Annotated in this window: 15 protein-coding genes and 1 riboswitch; of the genes, 10 read left to right on the top strand and 5 right to left on the bottom strand. The window is 74.2% G+C overall.

Features of this window, described 5'->3' with window-relative positions:
* Nucleotides 1-193: 193 nt before the first annotated feature.
* Together VE614_RS01660 and VE614_RS01655 are read right to left on the bottom strand one after the other, a co-directional pair.
* On the bottom strand, nt 194-1792 hold the full coding sequence (locus tag VE614_RS01660; protein WP_324930686.1) for an ABC-F family ATP-binding cassette domain-containing protein: 1599 nt from the start codon (nt 1790-1792) through the stop codon (nt 194-196).
* 91 nt (nt 1793-1883) lie between these two features.
* On the bottom strand, nt 1884-2480 hold the full coding sequence (locus VE614_RS01655) for a hypothetical protein (RefSeq protein ID WP_324930683.1): 597 nt from the start codon (nt 2478-2480) through the stop codon (nt 1884-1886).
* Nucleotides 2481-2936: 456 nt separating this feature from the next.
* On the opposite strand from VE614_RS01655, the gene VE614_RS01650 reads away from it, so the two are divergent.
* On the top strand, nt 2937-3350 hold the full coding sequence (locus VE614_RS01650) for a VOC family protein (RefSeq protein ID WP_324930680.1): 414 nt from the start codon (nt 2937-2939) through the stop codon (nt 3348-3350).
* Nucleotides 3351-3370: 20 nt separating this feature from the next.
* Here the strand turns inward: VE614_RS01650 and VE614_RS01645 are convergent, their stop codons facing one another.
* The 3 genes from VE614_RS01645 to VE614_RS01635 all read right to left on the bottom strand — a co-directional run bounded on the left by VE614_RS01645 (nt 3371) and on the right by VE614_RS01635 (nt 7205).
* Nucleotides 3371-4648 (bottom strand): hypothetical protein, encoded by a 1278-nt coding sequence (locus VE614_RS01645; protein ID WP_324930850.1) that lies wholly within the window; start codon nt 4646-4648, stop codon nt 3371-3373.
* Between the two features lie 374 nt (nt 4649-5022).
* Nucleotides 5023-6150, bottom strand: coding sequence for an alpha/beta hydrolase family protein (locus VE614_RS01640; protein WP_324930677.1), 1128 nt, complete (start codon nt 6148-6150; stop codon nt 5023-5025).
* A 320-nt stretch (nt 6151-6470) separates the two neighbouring features.
* A complete protein-coding gene (locus VE614_RS01635; protein ID WP_324930674.1) occupies nt 6471-7205 on the bottom strand; it encodes a class II aldolase/adducin family protein in 735 nt (244 codons plus the stop codon).
* Between the two features lie 312 nt (nt 7206-7517).
* On the opposite strand from VE614_RS01635, the gene VE614_RS01630 reads away from it, so the two are divergent.
* From VE614_RS01630 to cobI, 9 genes are all read left to right on the top strand, one after another.
* Nucleotides 7518-8777 (top strand): inorganic phosphate transporter, encoded by a 1260-nt coding sequence (locus tag VE614_RS01630; RefSeq protein ID WP_324930671.1) that lies wholly within the window; start codon nt 7518-7520, stop codon nt 8775-8777.
* Nucleotides 8778-8808: 31 nt separating this feature from the next.
* Nucleotides 8809-9030: a hypothetical protein gene (locus VE614_RS01625; protein WP_324930667.1), complete on the top strand. Its 222-nt coding sequence runs from the start codon at nt 8809-8811 to the stop codon at nt 9028-9030.
* Between the two features lie 134 nt (nt 9031-9164).
* Nucleotides 9165-9306, top strand: a riboswitch (cobalamin riboswitch).
* A gap of 132 nt (nt 9307-9438) precedes the next feature.
* Nucleotides 9439-10380 (top strand): cobalamin biosynthesis protein, encoded by a 942-nt coding sequence (locus VE614_RS01620; protein ID WP_324930664.1) that lies wholly within the window; start codon nt 9439-9441, stop codon nt 10378-10380.
* A complete protein-coding gene (locus VE614_RS01615) occupies nt 10377-11885 on the top strand; it encodes a cobyric acid synthase (RefSeq protein WP_324930661.1) in 1509 nt (502 codons plus the stop codon). The genes VE614_RS01620 and VE614_RS01615 overlap by 4 nt, the downstream gene beginning before the upstream one ends.
* Nucleotides 11882-15544 (top strand): cobaltochelatase subunit CobN, encoded by a 3663-nt coding sequence (gene cobN / locus VE614_RS01610; RefSeq protein WP_324930658.1) that lies wholly within the window; start codon nt 11882-11884, stop codon nt 15542-15544. Before VE614_RS01615 ends, cobN begins: the two co-directional genes overlap by 4 nt.
* Nucleotides 15541-17541, top strand: coding sequence for a putative cobaltochelatase (locus tag VE614_RS01605; RefSeq protein WP_324930655.1), 2001 nt, complete (start codon nt 15541-15543; stop codon nt 17539-17541). The genes cobN and VE614_RS01605 overlap by 4 nt, the downstream gene beginning before the upstream one ends.
* On the top strand, nt 17541-18140 hold the full coding sequence (gene cobO, locus VE614_RS01600; RefSeq protein WP_324930652.1) for a cob(I)yrinic acid a,c-diamide adenosyltransferase: 600 nt from the start codon (nt 17541-17543) through the stop codon (nt 18138-18140). Before VE614_RS01605 ends, cobO begins: the two co-directional genes overlap by 1 nt.
* Nucleotides 18134-19492 carry a cobyrinate a,c-diamide synthase gene (locus tag VE614_RS01595; protein WP_414719474.1) on the top strand — a complete coding sequence of 453 codons (1359 nt, stop codon included), beginning with the start codon at nt 18134-18136 and terminating at the stop codon, nt 19490-19492. The genes cobO and VE614_RS01595 overlap by 7 nt, the downstream gene beginning before the upstream one ends.
* Nucleotides 19489-20220, top strand: coding sequence for a precorrin-2 C(20)-methyltransferase (cobI, locus tag VE614_RS01590; RefSeq protein ID WP_324930649.1), 732 nt, complete (start codon nt 19489-19491; stop codon nt 20218-20220). Before VE614_RS01595 ends, cobI begins: the two co-directional genes overlap by 4 nt.
* The last annotated feature ends 14 nt before the right edge of the window (nt 20221-20234 follow it).

Below are 20234 nucleotides of genomic sequence, written 5' to 3'. Positions count from 1 at the left end.
CGGCCGACCCCTTGTCGACAAAGGGATCGGCCGTGAAATCGATGTAGGACACACCCTGGGATGAGGAGATCTCACACAGATGATGGATCACGGATCGTCCGAATGATCCATACGCCGTGGATCGCCCCTTCGATCACGCCGGACTGAGGCGGTCCGGGCCGGACCCCCGGGGGGCCGGGCGCCGGAAACCGGGTCAGGCCAGGGCCACCAGATCGGCGTAGCCCTGGCCCCACAGGTCCTCGACGCCGTCCGGCAGCAAAATGATCCGCTCCGGCTGGAGCGCCTCCACCGCGCCCTCGTCGTGGGTGACCAGCACGACCGCGCCCTTGTAGGTGCGCAGCGCGCCCAGGATCTCCTCGCGGCTGGCCGGGTCGAGGTTGTTGGTGGGCTCGTCGAGCAGCAGCACGTTCGCCGAGGAGACCACCAGGGTGGCCAGCGCGAGACGGGTCTTCTCACCGCCGGAGAGCACCCCGGCCGGCTTGTCGACGTCGTCGCCGGAGAACAGGAACGAGCCGAGCACCTTGCGGACCTCGACCAGGTCCATGTCGGGCGCGGCCGAGCGCATGTTCTCCAGGACCGTGCGATCCGGGTCCAGGGTCTCGTGCTCCTGCGCGTAGTACCCGAGCTTGAGGCCGTGGCCCTCGATCACCTCGCCGGTGTCGGGCTTCTCCACGCCGGCCAGAAGGCGCAGCAGGGTGGTCTTTCCGGCGCCGTTGAGGCCGAGGATGACCACGCGGGAGCCCTTGTCGATGGCCAGGTCGACGTCGGTGAAGATCTCCAGCGAGCCGTACGACTTGGACAGGCCCTCGGCGGTCAGCGGGGTCTTGCCGCAGGGCGCGGGCTCGGGGAAGCGCAGCTTGGCGACCTTGTCGGACTGCCGCACCGCCTCCAGGCCGGCCAGCAGCTTGTCCGCGCGGCGGGCCATGTTCTGCGCGGCGACCGTCTTGGTGGCCTTGGCACGCATCTTGTCGGCCTGCGAGTGCAGGGCGGCGGCCTTCTTCTCGGCGTTGGCGCGCTCCCGCTTGCGGCGCTTCTCGTCGGCCTCGCGCTGCTGCTGGTAGAGCTTCCAGCCCATGTTGTAGACGTCGATCTGGGCGCGGTTGGCGTCCAGGTAGAACACCTTGTTGACGACCGTGTCCACCAGGTCGACGTCGTGCGAGATGACGATGAAGCCGCCGCGGTAGGTCTTGAGGTAGTCGCGCAGCCAGACGATCGAGTCGGCGTCGAGGTGGTTGGTCGGCTCGTCCAGGAGCAGCGTGTCCGCGTCCGAGAAGAGGATGCGGGCCAGTTCCACGCGGCGGCGCTGACCGCCGGAGAGGGTGTGCAGCGGCTGGCCGAGCACCCGGTCCGGCAGGTTGAGCGCGGCGGCGATGGTGGCGGCCTCGGCCTCGGCGGCGTACCCGCCCTTGGTGAGGAACTCCGTCTCCTGGCGCTCGTACTGCCTCATCGCCTTCTCGCGGGTGGCGCCCTTGCCGCTGGCGATGCGCTGCTCGTTGTCGCGCATCTTGCGGATCAGGACGTCGAGGCCGCGCGCGGAGAGGATGCGGTCGCGGGCGAGGACGTCGAGGTCGCCGGTGCGGGGATCCTGCGGCAGGTAGCCGACCTCGCCGGAGCGGGTGATGGTGCCGGCGGCGGGGATGCCCTCGCCGGCCAGGCACTTGGTCAGCGTGGTCTTTCCGGCGCCGTTGCGGCCGACCAGGCCGATGCGGTCGCCCTTGGCGACACGGAAAGTGGCGGACTCGATGAGGACGCGGGCACCGGCGCGAAGCTCGATACCGGAGGCGGAGATCACGGACAGACTCCAGGGCGGATGGTGGGCGGGACGGGGGGCTTCGAGGGGTTCCCGCCGTCTAGTGCGCGAGGAGAATGGCCATGGGGCCAGTCTAACGGGGTGGTGCAACCACTTTTTCTGCGCTCGGGTGTTCGGTGCGGCCGTCGTGGTGGCCCGGCGGGAGGGCGTTGTCCAGGGGGCGGCGGCGGGGGGCGATCCGGCCCAGGTCGTCCACGGCGATGAGCTGCGCCGTCCAGGGGGCGGACGGCGCGCAGGGCTGGGCGAGCAGCAGTGCCCCGCTGTGACGGACGGCACGTTCGGGTGCGAAGGCGCAGCCCTGGCGAGCCGGCAGCACCCAGCGCAGATCGCCGTCGGCGAGGCGGTACGCGGTGACGCGGCGGGGGGTGACGACCGCGAGCATGCCCCGGCCGAGGGGGCGCAGTACACCGGTGCCGCCCTGCGCGCGGAGCCAGCCGTCGGCGGCCGGGAGGGCGCGGTGCCAGCGCACAGCGCGGCCGTCGGTGTCCGTCACGAGCCCGTCGTCCCACAGCGCGATCGCCTCCCCGCGCGCGGGGAGCACGGCCAGCGGGCGCCGGCCGTCGCGGGTGTGCCGCCAGTGGAGAGCGCCGGTGCGGGGGTCGCGGGCCTCCACGGCGGCCCCGTGGACGCGGGCGCGAACCGGGTGTCCGTCCGCCACGCGCGTGTGCACGCCGAGCCGGTCCCCGAAGGGGGCGCGGCGGGCCTCGTGAGCCGCGGCCAGGAGGGGGACGGCGAGGAGGAGGCCGAGGAGGGCGGGGAGCAGCCCGGCGCCGCGTGGGAGACCGCGTCTCCGGGCGCCCTCGCGCCCCCTGCTCCGACTCCGCGCTCCATGGCCGCGCTCGAGGACCACCACGCCCCCTTCGGGCCCTGGGAGACCGCCCTGACAGGCGCAGAGAGTAGCCAGCCGGGGCCTGGGCGAGCGGGCGGGCGGGGACGGACACGCGGGACGGGCGGGAGTGCGTCGCCCGTTCGGCCGGGGCGGGACGGGCGGGTGGGCGGGCGGGACGCGGGGGCCGCGGCACCGGGCCGTTGTCGGTGGTGGCTGCGAGACTGAGGGACATGGCGATCCCGGCGCACGGTGGCGATCGCCGGTGCACTCGGTGTCGGGCACGAGGGAGTGATCGATATGACAGGCACGGCCGAGGGACGTCCGAGCATCTTCCCGACCCTGCTCTACGCGGACGCGAAGGCGGCGATCCGGCAGCTCACGGAGGCGCTGGGCTTCACCGAGCTGTCGGTGTACGAGGGCGAGGACGGCGCGGTGCTGCACGCCGAGCTGGTGCAGGGCAACGGCGCGGTGATGATCGGCTCGAAGGGCCGCGGCGGCGTCTTCGACACCGCGATGAGAAACGCGGGCCCGGCCGGGGTGTACGTCGTGGTCGACGACGTGGACGCACACCACCGGCGGGCCGTGGACCACGGCGTGGAGATCCTGATGCCCCCGACGGACCAGGACTACGGCTCGCGGGACTACCTGGCCCGGGACGCCGAGGGCAACATCTGGAGCTTCGGCACCTACGCGCCGCAGACGACGGGCTGAGCCCGCTCCCTCGGCTGTCCTCAGCTGCCCCCGGTGTGCACCTGGAAGGCCGCCCGCCGCACCGCCTTGGCCAGGGCCGGGTCGGGGTGGGCCGCGGCGAGGGCGACCAGCACCTGCACGGTGCGGGGGTGGCCGACGGCGCGCACCTCGTCGAGCAGCGCGGGCACGGTCGGCTGCACCGCGGACTCCAGATGCCGCACCAGCATCGGCGCCTCGCCGTGGTCGGCGACCGCGGCGGCCGTGTCGACCCAGAGCCAGGTGGCCTCCTCCCGGGTCAGCACCTCGTGGGCGTCCTCGGGATCGGTGCCCTCGTGCTCGGCGAGCCACAGCAGCGCGTAGGGCCGCAGCGTCGGCTCGTCCAGCACGGCGCGCACATCGGGCTCGGCGGGGGCGCCGACCACCCGCAGCGCCTCGAAGGCGAGGCCGCGCAGCAGGGCGTCGTCGCCTCGGGCGGCGCCCAGCAGCTCGGTGACGGCGCTGCCGACAGGACGGGCGGCGAGCCAGGCCCGGTATTCGGCGCGGGCCGCGTTGGGGCGCAGCTGGGCGCAGCCGCGCAGCATGTCCTCGGCGGCGGCCTCGATGTTGCCCGCGGGGCTCTGCGCGGCGACGCAGATCTGCTCCAGCTTGACCCAGACCGCCCAGTTGCCCAGCGGGGTGAGGGTGGCCTGGCCGTCACCGCAGGTGAGGGCGCCGACGCAGGAGAGGGCGTGCAGGGCCCAGTCGAGCAGCGGGGCGAGTTCGGCGTCGGCCGGTTCGGCGGGCTGGGCGGGCCTGGTGCCGGTGGTGGGGCGCGCGGGCTCGCGCTGGGGGCCGTACGGCACTTCGCAGCGCTCGGTGCGCAGTTCCCGCACCCGCTGCTGGAGCAGGTCGAGCAGCTGCTCGACGGGAACGGGTCCGGCGGACAGCTGGAGGAAGGAGAGCACCTGCGGCATGGCCGAGACGACCTCGGCCACCGCGGCGGGCTCGTGACCGGCGGGTTCCGGGTGGGCGAGCGACCAGGCGTCGAACAGGGCGACCCAGCCGCGCAGCACGGCGCTGTCGTCGCGGTCCCAGGCGCGAAGCCGCCAGCCGGGGCGGGCGCTGTCGCCGTGCACCTCGACGAGGCCGGCCAGCCGGGCGGTGTCCCAGTCGGCGCGGACCTGGGCCGGGGTCAGCCCCAGCTCGCGGGCGGCGCGTTCGGCGGTCGCGTCGGCGAGGGTGGCCTTGCCGTCGGAGGTCCCGCCGGTTCGGCCGGGTCGCAGGGCGGTGTCGGCCCAGCGGGCGACACGGGCGGCGCCGGCCAGCCTGGAGCGTGCCATTCCGGCCAGCTCCGAGGGGGCCGGGGTGCCCTCCGGCGGGCGCGGGGCGGGGCGGCGGGCGCGCCGCTGGTTCATCGCTCGGGGGGCGGCGGCCAGGGGTCGCGGGCGGACGAGTCGAAGCCTGGAGTCGCGCGGGATACGGGACGTCACGGGTGCAGTCTTCCGGTTGACGGTCCGAAAACCCAAACGGAATGTCACGGGGGGCGACGGGACTGGCCAAGGGGCTGAGGTCCGTAGGGGGCCGAAGGGCGTGAACCGGACAGTGGTACGGCGTTAAACGGAATCACCACGACCGGGCGAGGCGGGGGTCGGGAGGCTTCGGGGGAACGGCCGAAGAGACACACCGGTGCCGGTCGGCGGGCTCGGGCGAAGGCTCACATGAAGGGGGTCAGGAAACGCCGCAGGACTTCCTCGTACGCCTCGGGGTCGGCGTTCCACATGGCGCCGTGCGGGGCCTGCGGGACCGGGCGGAGGGCGACCAGGCCGGGGCGGCGCGCGGCGAAACGCCGGGAGTGCTCCCAGGGCGCCACCGTGTCGCCGGGACCGTGGAAGATCAGCACCGGCACCTTGAGGTCCCCGGCGTACGTGGCCTCGCCGCCACGGTCGCCGAGCAGTCCGGTGCGGCCCTGGGCGGCGCGGACCGCGAGCGGCAGCAGGGCGCTCGGGGTGCGGCGCGCGGCGGCCAGGGCGCGCAGGGTGGACTCCCAGTGCAGCACCGGGGAGTCCAGCACCAGCGCGGCGATCCGGTCGCGGACGGCGGAGTGGGTGGCGGCGCGCAGGGCCATGGTGGCGCCGGTGGACCAGCCGTACAGGACGACGCGTTCGGCGCCGTAGCGGGTGGCGTAGCGGATGGCGGCGTCCAGATCGCGCCACTCGCTCTCGCCGAGGTGGTTCAGGCCGTCCGCGGGGCGGGGAGCGCCGAGGTCGCCGCGGTAGGCGAGGTCGAGGACGGGGAAGCGGTGGCGGTGCAGGAACTCCATGAGGTTCATGGGGTGTTCCCGGGTGGCGCCGAGGCCGTGCACCGTGATGACCCAGGTGTCCCGGGCGCCGGGCACGAACCAGGCGGGCAGGGTGCCGAGTTCGCCGGGGACGTCCACGTCGGCGTGGTCGAGGCCGAGCGCGGAGCGCGGGTCGCCGATGTACGCGTTCGGGGTCAGCCAGACCTTGTCGCCGGGTTCCAGGGTGCCGTGGGTGACGCGGTGCAGCCGGCGGACGACGGTGTCGGCGGGGTGCGGGGCGGTGTCCAGGACGGGGCCGACGACCGCGTGCATCCCGTCGCCGGCCAGGCCGTAGGTGCCGGGGCGCAGGGAGGCGAGGTCCCGGGTGAGGGTGATCCGGCCCGCGGCCGTGCCGTGCACGGTGAGCCGGGGTTCGGTCGGCAACGGGCGGCCCGGCGGCGTCCTGAGCGCGGCGTCGCTGGCGAACCGGCCGGCGGCCACCGCGGCGGCACCGGCGACTGTCATGGCGGTGACGGCAGCGGCCGTCGCTTTGACAGGGCGCACGGGTCCAGTGTCCGGGCGGAGACGGCGGGCGGCCAGTGGGAGGACGTGTTCGGGGTGAGGGTTCCTCCGGGTGCGCCGGGCGCCGCCCGCCGGGCGGGGTGGGGTGCCACCGCTTTCCCCGCTGGCGCCGGGCGGGTCGCCGTGCGGCCGGTCCCCCGCCACCGGACGGGGCAGCACGCGGCCGGCCCCACCACCAAGCAGGGCAACCCGAGCCTCCGCCGGGCGGGGCGGCGGTGTCCGGGTCGCGAGCGGCCGTGGGCCGGGCAGGGCGGGGCCGTCGGGCGGGCAGGGCGGGGCGCGCTCCAGCGTGCGGCCCGGCGTCAGCCGTGCTGCCCGTACCCCTTGAGCCGTTCCGCGGTCTCCGCCAGCTGGTCCGCCGACAGGAGGGACGGGGTGGAGCCGGGCACGGAGGAGGCCGTCAGCCACAGGCGGCACATCCATTCCAGCTGGGCCGTGCGGTCGTAGGCCTGGTCGAGGGTGGCGCCGTAGGTGATCGTGCCGTGGTTCTGGAGGAGGCAGCCGGAACGGCCGTCGAGGGCGCGGAGCATGTTCTCGGCCAGCGCCTCGGTGCCGTAGGTCGCGTAGGGGGCGACCCGTACGGGCCCGCCGAGGGCTGCGGTCATGTAGTGGATCACCGGTAGCTCGGGGACGAGCGTCGAGACGGCCGTCGCGTGCACCGCGTGGGTGTGGACGACGGCGCGGGCGTCCGTGTGGCGGTAGACGGCGAGATGCATGGGCAGCTCGCTCGTCGGGACGAGGGAGCCGCGCACCTGGCGGCCGGCGAGGTCGACCGCGGTGAGATCGGCGGGCGTCAGCCGGTCGTAGGGTACGCCCGACGGTGTGACCAGGACGGTGTCGCCGAGCCGTACGGAGACATTGCCGGAGGTGCCGACGACCAGCCCGTCGGCGACGGTGCGCCGGGCGGTCGCGACCAGGGCCTCCCAGGCCCGGGCCGCCGCCTCGCTCCCGCGCGGCTCCGCCCCGTCCGGCGCGCCATCCCGGCCGTCCCGCGCACGCTCCCGGCCGTCCCGCTGGTGCCCTCGCTGCTCAGCCATGGCGCGATCCTGCCAGGCGGAGCGGTGATCGCGAACCGCCTGGCCGGGCGGCAGGACGGTGCGGGGTGACCAGGATCTCCCCGGCGGGCCGGCGGACGGGGCGAAAGGCCTCGAAAAGGGCTCCGGGCGGTGCGACACGGGGGCCGCGGGCCTCCCACCAGAGCATCCCGTCACGGGCGGGGCGCCGAGGAATCGACGGCGAAGGCCCGGTTCCCGTTGAGCGACACCGTCATGCCCTTCCCAGTTCACCTTGCGTTCATCTGCGTTACCTACGTTCGACCAGCCAATGACCTCGAACGATTGCCTGGGTAAATGGAAGGCATCTCGCTGATCCTCGCGATTGTGGTGATAACCGCACTCGCGTTCGATTTCACGAACGGTTTCCACGACACCGCCAACGCGATGGCCACCACCATCTCGACCGGTGCGCTCAAGCCGAAGGTCGCGGTGGCCATGTCCGCCGTCCTCAACCTCGTCGGCGCCTTCCTCTCGGTGGAAGTCGCCAACACCATCTCCAAGGGCCTGGTCGACGAGAGCGGCATACGTCCCGAGGTCATCTTCGCCGCGCTGGTCGGCGCGATCCTGTGGAATCTGCTGACCTGGCTGGTCGGACTGCCGTCCTCCTCCTCGCACGCCCTCATGGGCGGTCTGATCGGTGCCACCGTCGCCTCGGCCGGCGTCGGCGCCGTCCACGGCGACGTGCTGGTCACCAAGGTGCTGATCCCGGCGATCGCCGCCCCGCTGGTGGCGGGCGCCGCCGCGATGATCGCGACCCGGCTGACCTACACGCTCGGCAAGAAGGCCGACGGCAAGGCCGCGGCCAAGGGCTACCGGGCCGGGCAGATCGCCTCCGCGGGCCTGGTCTCCCTCGCCCACGGCACCAACGACGCCCAGAAGACGATGGGCATCATCACCCTCGCCCTGGTCGCCGGCGGCACCCTCGCCCCCGACTCCGACCCGCCCATGTGGGTCATCCTCTCCGCGGGCGTCGCCATCGCGCTCGGCACCTACCTCGGCGGCTGGCGCATCATCCGCACCATGGGCAAGGGCCTCACCGACCTCCAGCCGCAGCAGGGCTTCGCCGCCCAGACCAGCGCCGCGACGGTCATCCTGGCCTCCTCCCACCTCGGCTTCTCCCTCTCCACCACGCACTCGGTCTCCGGCGCGGTGATGGGCGCGGGCCTCGGCCGCAAGGGCGGTGTGGTGCGCTGGTCCACCGCGACCCGCATGTTCGTCGCCTGGGGTCTGACCCTGCCGGCCGCCGGCCTGGTCGGCGCGCTCGCCGAGTGGGTGACCAACTTCGGCGACTGGGGCACCGCGGTCGTCGCGGTCTTCCTCGTCGGCTCCAGCTTCGCGATCTGGAAGGTCTCCCGGCGCGAGGTCGTGGACCACACCAACGTCAACGACGTCGACGACACCGCGGAGCAGGAGTCGCCCGGCGTGGTGACCACCGCCATGGCCGCCGTGACCCCGCCGCCGACCGCCGCCGCGGCCGAGGAGCTGGCCGCCACCATCCCGGCCCCGGCCTCCCCCGCCAGCACGGACCCGGCGCCCTCGCAGGCAGCGGTCTGAGCCCCGCGCACCAGGTACGTAAGGAATCAGCATGAAGATCGACTGGGCGGCCCTCGGCTCCGTCTTCGGCGTCAGCCTCGTGGTCACCGTGGCCCTCGTGGCCCTCTTCACCCTCGGCATCACCGGCCTGTCCCGCCGCGAGCGCGCGGCGGCCCAGGGCGGCTCGGCGCCCCTCGCGGTCACCGGGGCGTACGTCTGCTTCGCGGCGTGTGCGGCGGCGGTGGCGTACGGGATCTATCTGATCGTGGCCTGAGCGGGGAACCGCCCGGGCGAGGGGCGGGTACGGGACGTGAATCCCGTACCCGCCCCTCTTTCTCGCGCCCGCTCACGCGGGGGCGTGTGGGGTTCTGCACACTCCCCCCTCGCAGGTCAACGGCAAGTTGACGGGTGTTCCGGCCCCATGGTGGACTGCCGGAGCCATGTACGGCGGCAGGAGAGGAAGCCCGGTGCGAATCCGGCGCGGTCCCGCCACTGTGACCGGGAAAGAACCACCCCGGGAGCCAGGAACTCTCACCGCCGGTCTCGTCGAACCAGGGCGCGGACACCCTGAGTGAGGACATAACGCGATGCTCGGCTGCCGCCGTTCGAGGTTGAGGTTCAGCGCCACAGGTACCGCCGTCGGTGCCGGGGCCCTGCCCGTTCCCGCGGCCGGCTGAGCCCGATGCGTGCCGATCGCGTCTTCGCGTACGGCGCCGCCGCCGGTCTTCTCGGTGATCTGCTCCTCGGCGATCCGCGCCGCGGGCATCCGGTCGCCGCGTTCGGGCGAGCCGCGGCCGCCGTGGAACACCTTCTGTACCGCGACCACCGGGGCCGGGGCGCGCTGCACACCCTGGTGTGCGCCGGCGGCGCCGTGGCGCTGGGGGCGGCCGTCTCCCGCGTCGTACGCTCCTCCCCCGCCGCCTCCGTCGCGCTGACCGGTGCCGCCACCTGGGCCGTCGTCGGCGGTACGTCGCTGGCACGCGAGGCGGCCGCCATCGGGCGGGCCCTGGAAGCCGGTGACGTCGAGGCCGCGCGGGAGCGGCTGCCGCATCTGTGCGGGCGCGATCCGCAGGCGCTCGACGGGGACGGGATCGCCCGGGCCGTCGTCGAGTCCGTCGCGGAGAACACCTCCGACGCCGTGGTGGGGGCGCTGGTGTGGGGGGCCGTCGGCGGGGTGCCGGGGCTGCTCGGGTTCCGGGCCGTCAACACGCTGGACGCCATGGTCGGGCACAAGTCGCCCCGCTACCGGCGCTACGGATGGGCCTCCGCCCGGCTCGACGACCTCGCGGGATGGCCGGGGGCGCGGCTGACCGCCGTACTGGCGGCCGTGGCGGGCGACGATCCGCGCGGTGCCGTGCGGGCCTGGCGGGCCGACGCCCGCAAGCATCCGAGCCCCAACGCCGGGCCCGTGGAGGCCTCGTTCGCGGGGGCGCTCGGGGTGCGGCTGGGCGGGACGTTGTCGTACGGGGGGCGCGTGGAGCACCGGCCCGTGCTGAACACGCCGGGGCGTGCCGTCCACGTCACCGACATCCAGCGGGCCGTACGGCTCTCCCGGCGCGTGAGCTGGCTGGCGCTCGGCGTGTGCGCGGGCGCACGCCTCATAGGGAAGGGGCGTAAGCGATGAACGGTGGTCTCCTCGTCGCCGGCACCACCTCCGACGCGGGCAAGAGCGTCGTCACCGCCGGAATCTGCCGGTGGCTGGTGCGGCAAGGGGTCAAGGTCGCGCCTTTCAAGGCGCAGAACATGTCCCTCAACTCGTTCGTGACGCGTGAGGGGGCGGAGATCGGGCGGGCGCAGGCCATGCAGGCGCAGGCCTGCCGTGTCGAGCCGACCGCGCTGATGAACCCCGTGCTGCTCAAGCCCGGCGGCGAGCAGAGCAGCCAGGTGGTGCTGCTCGGCAAGCCGGTGGGCGAGATGAGCGCGCGCGGCTACCACGGCGGGCGCCAGCGGAGGCTGCTCGGCACCGTGCTGGACTGTCTCGCCGAACTGCGGGGCACGTATGACGCGGTGATCTGTGAGGGGGCGGGCAGTCCGGCCGAGATCAATCTGCGCCGGACGGACATCGTGAACATGGGCATCGCACGCGGTGCGCGGCTGCCCGTGCTCGTCGTCGGCGACATCGACCGCGGCGGTGTCTTCGCGTCCTTCTTCGGGACCGTGGCGCTGCTGTCGCGCGAGGACCAGGAGCTGGTCGCCGGGTTCCTCGTCAACAAGTTCCGCGGTGACGTCTCCCTGCTGGAGCCCGGGCTCGACATGCTCCGCGACCTCACCGGGCGGCCCTCGTACGGCGTGCTGCCGTTCCGGCACGGTCTGGGCATCGACGAGGAGGACGGACTGCGGGTGTCGCTGCGCGGCACCGTGCGGGAGTCGAACGTGGCCCCGCCCGTCGGCGAGGACGTGCTGCGGGTCGCCGTCTGCGCGGTGCCGCTGATGTCCAACTTCACGGACGTGGACGCGCTGGCCGCCGAACCCGGCGTCGTCGTGCGGTTCGTGGACCGGCCCGAGGAACTGGCCGACGCCGACCTCGTGGTCGTCCCGGGCACGCGCGGCACCGTACGGGCCCTGGAGTGGCTGCGGGAGCGCGGGCTGGCCGGCGCGCTCGCGCGCCGGGCCGCCGAAGGGCGCCCCGTGCTCGGCGTCTGCGGCGGCTTCCAGGTGCTCGGCGAGCACATCGAGGACGACGTGGAGAGCCGCCGCGGACACGTCGACGGGCTCGGGATCCTGCCCGTGCGGGTGCGGTTCGCCCGTGAGAAGACCCTCACCCGGCCGAGCGGGGAAGCCCTCGGCGAGCCGGTCGAGGGCTACGAGATCCACCATGGCGTCGCCGAAGTCCTGGGCGGGGAACCCTTCCTGGACGGCTGCCGGGTCGGCCAGACCTGGGGCACCCACTGGCACGGCTCCCTGGAGTCGGACGGCTTCCGGCGCGCCTTCCTGCGCGAGGTGGCCGCCGCCGCGGGCCGCCGCTTCGTGCCGGCCCCGGACACCTCGTTCGCCGCGCTGCGCGAGGAGCAGCTCGACCGGCTCGGCGACCTGATCGAACAGCACGCGGACACGGACGCGCTGTGGCGGCTCATCGAGTCCGGTGCGCCGCAAGGACTGCCTTTCATCCCCCCGGGAGCGCCCGCATGAGCACTGGCATTGGCACTGTGTTGTTGTTGTCGACCGCCGACACCGATCTGCTGGCGGCCCGTGCCTCCGGCGCGCCCTACCGGATCGGCAACCCGACCCGGGTGGACGTCCGGGAGGAGCTGCCGGGCCTGATCGACGGCGCGGACATCGCCGTCGTACGGCTGCTCGGCGGCAAGCGCGCCTGGGAGGACGGGCTCGCCGCGCTGAAGGCGTCCGGCGTGCCCACCGTGCTGCTGGGCGGCGAGGCCGTGCCGGACGCGGAGCTGATGGCGGAGTCCAGCGTGCCCGCCGGAGTGGTCGCGGAGGCGCTGAAGTACCTGGTCGAGGGCGGGCCGGACAACCTCACCGAACTCGCCCGGTTCCTGTCCGACACCGTGCTGCTGACCGGCGAGGGGTTCACCGCGCCGCAGCCCATGCCCGAGTACGGGGTGCACGGCTCCCACGCCGTCGAGGACGGCCGCCCGACCGTCGGCGTGCTCTTCTACCGGGCCCACGAGCTGAGCGGCAACACCGCCTTCGTCGACACCCTGTGCGAGGCGATCGAGGCGCAGGGCGCCAACGCCCTCCCGGTGTACTGCGGTTCGCTGCGCGGCGCGGACCCGGGGCTGTACGAGATCCTCCAGCGCGCCGACGCCCTGGTCGCCACCGTCCTCGCGGCCGGCGGCACCCACGCCTCCCAGGCCTCCGCGGGCGGCGACGAGGAGTCCTGGGACATCGGCGCGCTCGCGGACCTGAACGTCCCCGTGCTGCAAGGACTGTGCCTCACCTCCTCGCGGGCCGCCTGGGACGAGTCCGACGCCGCCCTCTCCCCCATGGACGCGGCGATGCAGGTCGCGATCCCCGAGTTCGACGGCCGTCTGATCACCGTGCCGTTCTCCTTCAAGGAGCAGGGCCCGGACGACGTACCCGTGTACGTGGCCGACCCGGAGCGGGCCGCCCGCGTCGCCGGGATCGCCGTACGGCACGCGCGGCTGAAGCACAAGCCGAACGCGGAGAAGAAGGTCGCGCTCGTCTTCACCGCCTACCCCACCAAGCACTCCCGCGTCGGCAACGCGGTCGGCCTGGACACGCCCGCGTCCGCGGTGCGCGTGCTGGACGCCCTCCGGGACGCCGGGTACGGGGTCACCGAGTACCCCGCGGGCGGCGACGAGCTGATCCACCGGCTCATCGAGGCCGGCGGCCACGACGTGGAGTGGCTGACGGAGGAGCAGCTGGCCGCCGCGCCGGCGCGCGTGCCGCTCGCCGACTACCGGGCGTGGTTCGAGAAGCTGGACCCCGAGCTGCGCGAGGCGATGCGCGAGGCGTGGGGCGAGCCGCCGGGCAGCCTCTACGTCGACGGCGAGGACATCGTGCTGGCGTCCTTGCAGTTCGGGAACGTCGTCGTCATGATCCAGCCGCCGCGCGGCTTCGGCGAGAACTCGATCGCGATCTACCACGACCCCGACATGCCGCCGTCCCACCACTACATGGCGGCCTACCGCTGGCTGGACGACACCTTCGGCGCCGACGCCATCGTGCACATGGGCAAGCACGGCACCATGGAGTGGCTGCCGGGCAAGGGGCTCGGGCTGTCGGGGGGCTGCGCGCCGGACGCCGTCCTCGGCGACCTCCCGCTGATCTACCCGTTCATCGTCAACGACCCCGGCGAGGGCACCCAGGCCAAGCGGCGCGGGCACGCCACGGTCGTCGACCACCTGGTGCCGCCGATGGCGCGCGCCGACACCTACGGGGACCTGGCCAAGCTGGAGCAGCTGCTCGACGAGTACGCGCTCGTCTCCGACCTGGACCCGGCGAAGGCGCCGGCCGTGCGGGCGCAGATCTGGACGCTGGTCAAGGCGGCCGAGCTGCACCACGACCTGCATGTGGACGAGCAGCCCGACGACGAAGAGTTCGACGAGTTCGTCATGCACATCGACGGCTATCTGTGCGAGATCAAGGATGTGCAGATCCGCGACGGACTGCACATCCTCGGCGGCGGGCCGGTCGGCGAGCCGCGGGTGAACCTGGTGCTGGCCGTGCTGCGCGCCTCGCAGGTGTGGGGCGGGCGGGCGAACGCCCTGCCGGGGCTGCGGGCGGCCCTGGCCGCGCACTTCGGGCTGGTCGAGAAGGAGCTGCTGGCCGAACCGGGCGCGCCGCTGAAGGTGCCGGTGGAGCTGACGGACCTGGTGGAGGGCCCGGCACGGACCGCGGCCGACGCGATCGACCTGCTGGAGCAGTTGTGCCGGCGGATCGCGGAGGGCATGGAGGCGCGGGACTGGGCGGTCTCCTCGGTGCCCGGCCTCGTGCGCGAGGTGCTGGGCAGCGAACTGCCCGACGCCGTCGCCGTGCTGGAGTTCGCCTGCACCGAGGTCGTGCCGCGCCTGGCCCGGACGACGGACGAGATCGGGCACATCCTCAAGGCGCTGGACGGCGGATACGTCCCGGCGGGCCCCTCGGGCTCCCCGACGCGCGGCCTGGTCAACGTCCTGCCGACCGGCCGCAACTTCTACTCGGTCGATCCCAAGGCGATTCCCTCCCGGCTGAGCTGGGAGGTCGGGCAGTCGCTGGCGGACTCGCTGGTGCAGCGGTATCTCGCCGACAACGGGGAGTACCCGAAGTCCGTGGGCCTCACCGTCTGGGGTACCTCCGCGATGCGCACCCAGGGTGACGACATCGCCGAGATCCTGGCGCTGCTGGGCTGCCGCCCGGTGTGGGACGAGGCGTCCCGGCGCGTCACCGGCTTCGAGGTCATCGGCCTGGAGGAACTGGGGCGGCCCCGCATCGACGTCACGGTCCGTATCTCCGGCTTCTTCCGGGACGCGTTCCCGCACGTCGTCGCGCTGATCGACGACGCGGTGCGGGCGGTGGCCGAGCTGGACGAGCCCGCCGAGTCCAACTACGTGCGGGCGCACGTGGACGAGGACACCGCCGAGCACGGTGACCGGCGGCGCGCGACGGCCCGTGTCTTCGGCTCCAAGCCGGGGGCGTACGGCGCGGGCCTGCTGCCGCTGATCGACGCCCGCAACTGGCGCTCGGACGCGGACCTCGCCGAGGTGTACGCGGTCTGGGGCGGCTACGCCTACGGGCGCGGGCTCGACGGGCGGGCGGCGCGCGGGGACATGGAGACGGCGTTCAAGCGGATCGCGGTGGCGGCGAAGAACGTCGACACCCGCGAGCACGACCTGGTCGACGCGGACGACTACTTCCAGTACCACGGCGGCATGGTCGCCATGGTGCGGCATCTGACGGGTGCCAACCCCGAGGCGTACGTGGGCGATTCGGCGACGCCGGACCAGGTGAAGACGCGGACGCTGGGCGAGGAGACGCACCGCGTCTTCCGCGCCCGCGTGGTGAACCCGCGCTGGATGGCGGCCATGCGCCGGCACGGGTACAAGGGCGCCTTCGAGATGGCGGCGACCGTGGACTACCTGTTCGGCTACGACGCCACCGCGGGAGTCGTGGACGACTGGATGTACGAGAAGCTGAGCGCGGAGTACGTCTTCGACCCGGAGAACCGGGACTTCATGAAGAAGTCCAACCCGTGGGCGCTGCGCGGCATCACCGAGCGGCTGCTGGAGGCGGCGGACCGGGGCCTGTGGGCCGAGCCGGACGCGGACACGCTGGAGCGGCTGCGCGCCACATACCTGGAGCTGGAAGGCGACTTGGAGGGCGACCAGTGACCACTCCCTTCCCCTTCACGGCCGTTGTCGGCCAGGACGATCTGCGGCTCGCGCTGCTGCTGAACGCCGTGTCCCCGGCGGTCGGCGGTGTGCTCGTGCGCGGCGAGAAGGGCACCGCGAAGAGCACGGCCGTACGGGCGCTGTCGGCGCTGCTGCCCGAGGTCGCCGTGGTGCCGGGGTGCCGGTTCTCGTGCGACCCGGCCGCCCCGGACCCCGGCTGCCCCGACGGGCCGCACGAGGCGGGTGCGGGGACGGCGCGTCCCGCGCGGATGGTCGAGCTGCCCGTCGGTGCCTCCGAGGACCGGCTGGTCGGCGCGCTGGACATCGAGCGGGCGCTCGCGGAGGGCGTGAAAGCGTTCGAGCCTGGCCTGCTCGCCGACGCGCACCGGGGGATCCTGTACGTCGACGAGGTCAACCTCCTCCACGACCACCTGGTCGACCTGCTGCTCGACGCCGCCGCGATGGGCGCCTCGTACGTCGAGCGCGAGGGCGTGTCCGTGCGGCACGCCGCGCGTTTCCTGCTGGTCGGGACGATGAACCCGGAGGAGGGCGAGCTGCGTCCGCAGCTGCTCGACCGGTTCGGGCTGACCGTCGAGGTCGCCGCCTCGCGGGAGCCGGACCAGCGGGTGGAGGTCGTGCGCAGGCGCCTGGCCCACGACGACGATCCCGCCGCGTTCGCCGCGCGCTGGGCCGAGGAGGAGGCCGCCGTACGGGAGCGGATCGTCGCGGCGCGGCGGCTGCTGCCGCAGGTGCGGCTCGGCGACGGGGCGCTGCGGCAGATCGCGGCGACCTGCGCGGCGTTCGAGGTGGACGGCATGCGCGCCGACATCGTGATGGCGCGTACGGCGACCGCGCTGGCCGCCTGGGCGGGCCGGACGGACGTGCTCGCCGAGGATGTGCGGCAGGCGGCGCTGCTGGCACTGCCGCACCGTCGGCGCCGGAACCCCTTCGACGCGCCCGGCCTCGACGAGGACAAGCTGGACCAGACCCTGGAGGAGTTCTCCGGGGAGGACGACTCGGATCCGGACCCGGACCCGGACGGTCCCGGCGGGGGCGGCGGGGGCGGCGGGCAGCCGGCTCCCGACGACGCCGGTCCGCAGGGCGGCGACACGGCCGCCCGTCCGGAGGCCGGGGAGGGTGGCGAGCCGCAGCCGTCGGGCGCCGGGGAGCAGTCGGCCGTGCGGGCGGCGGAGCCGTTCCGGGCGAAGGTGCTGAGCGTGCCGGGCATCGGCGAGGGCGCCGCCGGGCGGCGTTCGCGGGCGCGGACGGAGCACGGGCGGACGACGGGGGCCCGGCGGCCCCGGGGCACGCTGACCAAGCTGCACCTGGCCGCGACCGTGCAGGCCGCGGCCCCGCATCAGCGGGCGCGCGGCCGGTCCGGGCCGGGGCTCGTGGTCCGCCGGGACGATCTGCGGCAGGCGACCCGGGAGGGGCGCGAGGGCAACCTCGTGCTGTTCGTGGTCGACGCCTCGGGTTCGATGGCCGCGCGGCAGCGGATGAGCGCGGTGAAGGGTGCCGTGCTGTCGCTGCTGCTGGACGCCTACCAGCGGCGGGACAAGGTGGGCCTGGTGACTTTCCGGGGGGCGGCGGCCGAGGTGGCGCTGCCGCCGACGTCGTCCGTGGACGCCGCCGCCGCGCGGCTGGAGTCGCTGCCGACGGGCGGCCGTACGCCGCTCGCGGCGGGGCTGCTGAAGGCGCACGACGTGCTGCGGGTGGAGCGGCTGCGGGACGCCGCGCGCCGGCCGCTGGTCGTGGTGGTGACCGACGGGCGGGCGACGGGCGGTCCCGAGCCGGTGGCGCTGGCCGGGCGGGCCGCGCGGCTGTTCGCGGCCGAGGGAGTCGCGTCGGTGGTCGTGGACTGCGAGTCGGGGCCGGTGCGGCTGGGCCTGGCGGGGCAGCTCGCCGCCGAGCTGGGCGGTACGGCCGTGACGCTGGACGAGCTGCGGGCCGATGCGATCGCCGGTCTGGTGAAGGACGTACAGAGGAGGGCCGCGTAATGCCGCAGGGACAGCCGAGTGTCGTTCCGGACGATGGTCTGACGACGCGTCAGCGGCGTAACCGGCCGCTCGTCGTCGTGCACACCGGTGTCGGCAAGGGCAAGTCGACCGCCGCCTTCGGGCTGGCGCTGCGCGCCTGGAACCAGGGGTGGCCGATCGGGGTGTTCCAGTTCGTCAAGTCGGCGAAGTGGAAGGTCGGCGAGGAGCGGGCGCTGCGGGTGCTCGGGGACTCCGGTGAGGGCGGGACCGTCGCCTGGCACAAGATGGGCGAGGGCTGGTCCTGGGTGCAGCGCGACGCGCAGATGGACAACGAGGAGAAGGCCCGCGAGGGCTGGGAGCAGGTCAAGCGGGACCTGGCGAACGAGACGTACCGGCTGTACGTGCTGGACGAGTTCGCGTACCCCATGCACTGGGGCTGGGTGGACACGGACGAGGTCGTGCGGGTGCTGCGGGACCGTCCGGGGACCCAGCACGTCGTCATCACCGGGCGGAACGCGCCGGAGAAACTGGTCGGCTTCGCCGACCTCGTGACCGACATGTCCAAGGTGAAGCACCCCATGGACGTCGGGCAGAAGGGGCAGAGGGGCATCGAGTGGTGAACCCCTCCTCGTCCGTCCCCCGGCTGGTCGTCGCCGCGCCCTCGTCCGGGAGCGGCAAGACCACCGTCGCCACGGGGCTGATGGCCGCGTTCGCCGCGCGGGGACTCGCCGTGTCCCCGCACAAGGTCGGGCCGGACTACATCGACCCCGGCTACCACGCGCTCGCGACCGGGCGCGTGGGCCGCAACCTCGACGCGTACCTGTGCGGGCCGGAGCTGGTCGCTCCGCTGTTCCTGCACGGGGCGCGCGGGTGCGACCTCGCGATCGTCGAGGGTGTGATGGGGCTGTACGACGGGGCGGCCGGGGAGGGCGAGCTGGCGTCCACCGCGCAGGTGGCGAAGGTGCTGCGGGCGCCGGTGGTGCTGGTGGTGGACGCCTCGTCGCAGTCGCGGTCGGTGGCGGCGCTGGTGCACGGGTTCGCGTCCTGGGATCCCGGGGTGCGGATCGGGGGCGTGATCCTCAACAAGGTCGGCTCCGACCGGCACGAGGCGTTGCTGCGGGAGGCGCTGGACGCGTCCGGGGTGCCGGTCCTCGGGGTCCTGCGGCGGGCGCCGCAGGTGGACACGCCGTCGCGGCATCTGGGGCTGGTGCCGGTCGCCGAGCGGCGGAGCGCGGCGGTGGAGGCCGTGGCGGCGATGGCCGCGCAGGTCGAGGCCGGGTGCGATCTGGAGGCGCTGGCGGGGCTGGCGCGGAGCGCGGGCCCGCTGCCGGACGAGGAGTGGGAACCGCCGGTGGTCTCCGGCGGGACGCGCCCCGTGGTCGCCGTGGCCGGTGGTGCGGCGTTCACGTTCTCCTACGCCGAGCACACCGAGCTGCTGACCGCCGCCGGTGCCGAGGTGGTGACCTTCGATCCGCTGCGGGACGAGGCGCTGCCCGAGGGCACGGCGGGGCTGGTGATCGGCGGCGGCTTCCCGGAGGTGTACGCCGGTGAGCTGTCCGCCAACGAGGCGCTGCGCGGGGCGGTCGGCGAACTGGCGCGCTCCGGTGCCCCCGTGGCCGCCGAGTGCGCGGGGCTGCTGTATCTGTGCCGGGAGCTGGACGGGCAGCCGATGTGCGGGGTGCTGGACGCCTCCGCGCGGATGAGCGAGCGGCTGACTCTCGGCTACCGGGACGCGGTGGCCGTGGGCGACAGTGTGCTGGCGCCGGCCGGGACGCGGATGCGGGGGCACGAGTTCCACCGCACCGTCGTCGAGCCCGGCGCGGGGGCGGCCCCGGCGTGGGGGGTGCGGGCGCCCGAGCGGCGCGTCGAAGGTTTCGTACAGCGCGCTGTGCACGCGAGTTATCTGCACACGCACTGGGCGTCCGAGCCCGGTGTCGCCCGTCGGTTCGTGGAGAGGTGCCGGACGTCATGAGCAGCAGGCTGGTCGGAGTGGGGGTCGGTCCGGGCGACCCGGAGCTGGTGACCGTGAAGGGCGTGAACGCGCTGCGGGCCGCCGAGGTCGTCGTGGTGCCGGTCATGGACACCGGTGAGCGCGGGCGCGCGGAGGCGACCGTGCTGCACTACGTGCCCGGGGAGAAGGTCGTCCGGGTGGTGTTCGCGCTGAACGAGCGGACGGACCGGGCGCGGCGCGAGGCGGCCTGGGACGCGGCCGGCGAGCGGGTCGCGGAGCTGCTGCGGGCGCGGGGCTCGGTGGCGTTCGCGACCATCGGGGACCCGAACGTGTACTCGACGTTCACCTATCTCGCGCAGACCGTCGCCGAGCTGGTGCCGGGCACGGTCGTCGAGACGGTGCCCGGGATCACCGCGATGCAGGATCTCGCGGCCCGCTCGGGTGCCGTGCTGACGGAGGGCACCGAGCCCCTGACGCTGGTGCCGGTGACGGCGGGCGCGGCCGTGCTGAAGGACGCGCTGAACGGGCCGGGCACGGTCGTGGCGTACAAGTTCGGGCGGCAGGCCGCCGAGGTCGCCGAGGCACTGCGCGACAGCGGGCGGATCGACGGTGCCGTGTGGGGCTCCGCGCTGGGGCTGCCGGAGGAGTCGATCCGGCCGGCCGCCGAGCTGGACGGCGCGGCGCTGCCGTATCTGTCGACGCTGATCGCGCCCGCGCGCCGGGACGGCGGGCGGGGCGGGAAGCTGTGACCGGCCGGGGGGCG

Source organism: Streptomyces sp. (genome assembly GCF_035645055.1).
In the GTDB taxonomy this organism is placed as follows: domain Bacteria; phylum Actinomycetota; class Actinomycetes; order Streptomycetales; family Streptomycetaceae; genus Streptomyces.
This window is presented reverse-complemented; position numbering and strand designations above follow the sequence as displayed.

What these genes read in the sequence shown, in the direction of transcription:
- VE614_RS01650 (WP_324930680.1), top strand. Translation starts at nt 2,937, where the DNA reads ATGACAGGCACGGCCGAGGGACGTCCGAGCATCTTCCCGACCCTGCTC.
- VE614_RS01645 (WP_324930850.1), bottom strand. Translation starts at nt 4,648, where the DNA reads ATGGCACGCTCCAGGCTGGCCGGCGCCGCCCGTGTCGCCCGCTGGGCC.
- VE614_RS01635 (WP_324930674.1), bottom strand. Translation starts at nt 7,205, where the DNA reads ATGGCTGAGCAGCGAGGGCACCAGCGGGACGGCCGGGAGCGTGCGCGG.
- VE614_RS01630 (WP_324930671.1), top strand. Translation starts at nt 7,518, where the DNA reads ATGGAAGGCATCTCGCTGATCCTCGCGATTGTGGTGATAACCGCACTC.
- VE614_RS01625 (WP_324930667.1), top strand. Translation starts at nt 8,809, where the DNA reads ATGAAGATCGACTGGGCGGCCCTCGGCTCCGTCTTCGGCGTCAGCCTC.
- VE614_RS01620 (WP_324930664.1), top strand. Translation starts at nt 9,439, where the DNA reads ATGCGTGCCGATCGCGTCTTCGCGTACGGCGCCGCCGCCGGTCTTCTC.
- VE614_RS01615 (WP_324930661.1), top strand. Translation starts at nt 10,377, where the DNA reads ATGAACGGTGGTCTCCTCGTCGCCGGCACCACCTCCGACGCGGGCAAG.
- cobN (WP_324930658.1), top strand. Translation starts at nt 11,882, where the DNA reads ATGAGCACTGGCATTGGCACTGTGTTGTTGTTGTCGACCGCCGACACC.
- cobO (WP_324930652.1), top strand. Translation starts at nt 17,541, where the DNA reads ATGCCGCAGGGACAGCCGAGTGTCGTTCCGGACGATGGTCTGACGACG.
- cobI (WP_324930649.1), top strand. Translation starts at nt 19,489, where the DNA reads ATGAGCAGCAGGCTGGTCGGAGTGGGGGTCGGTCCGGGCGACCCGGAG.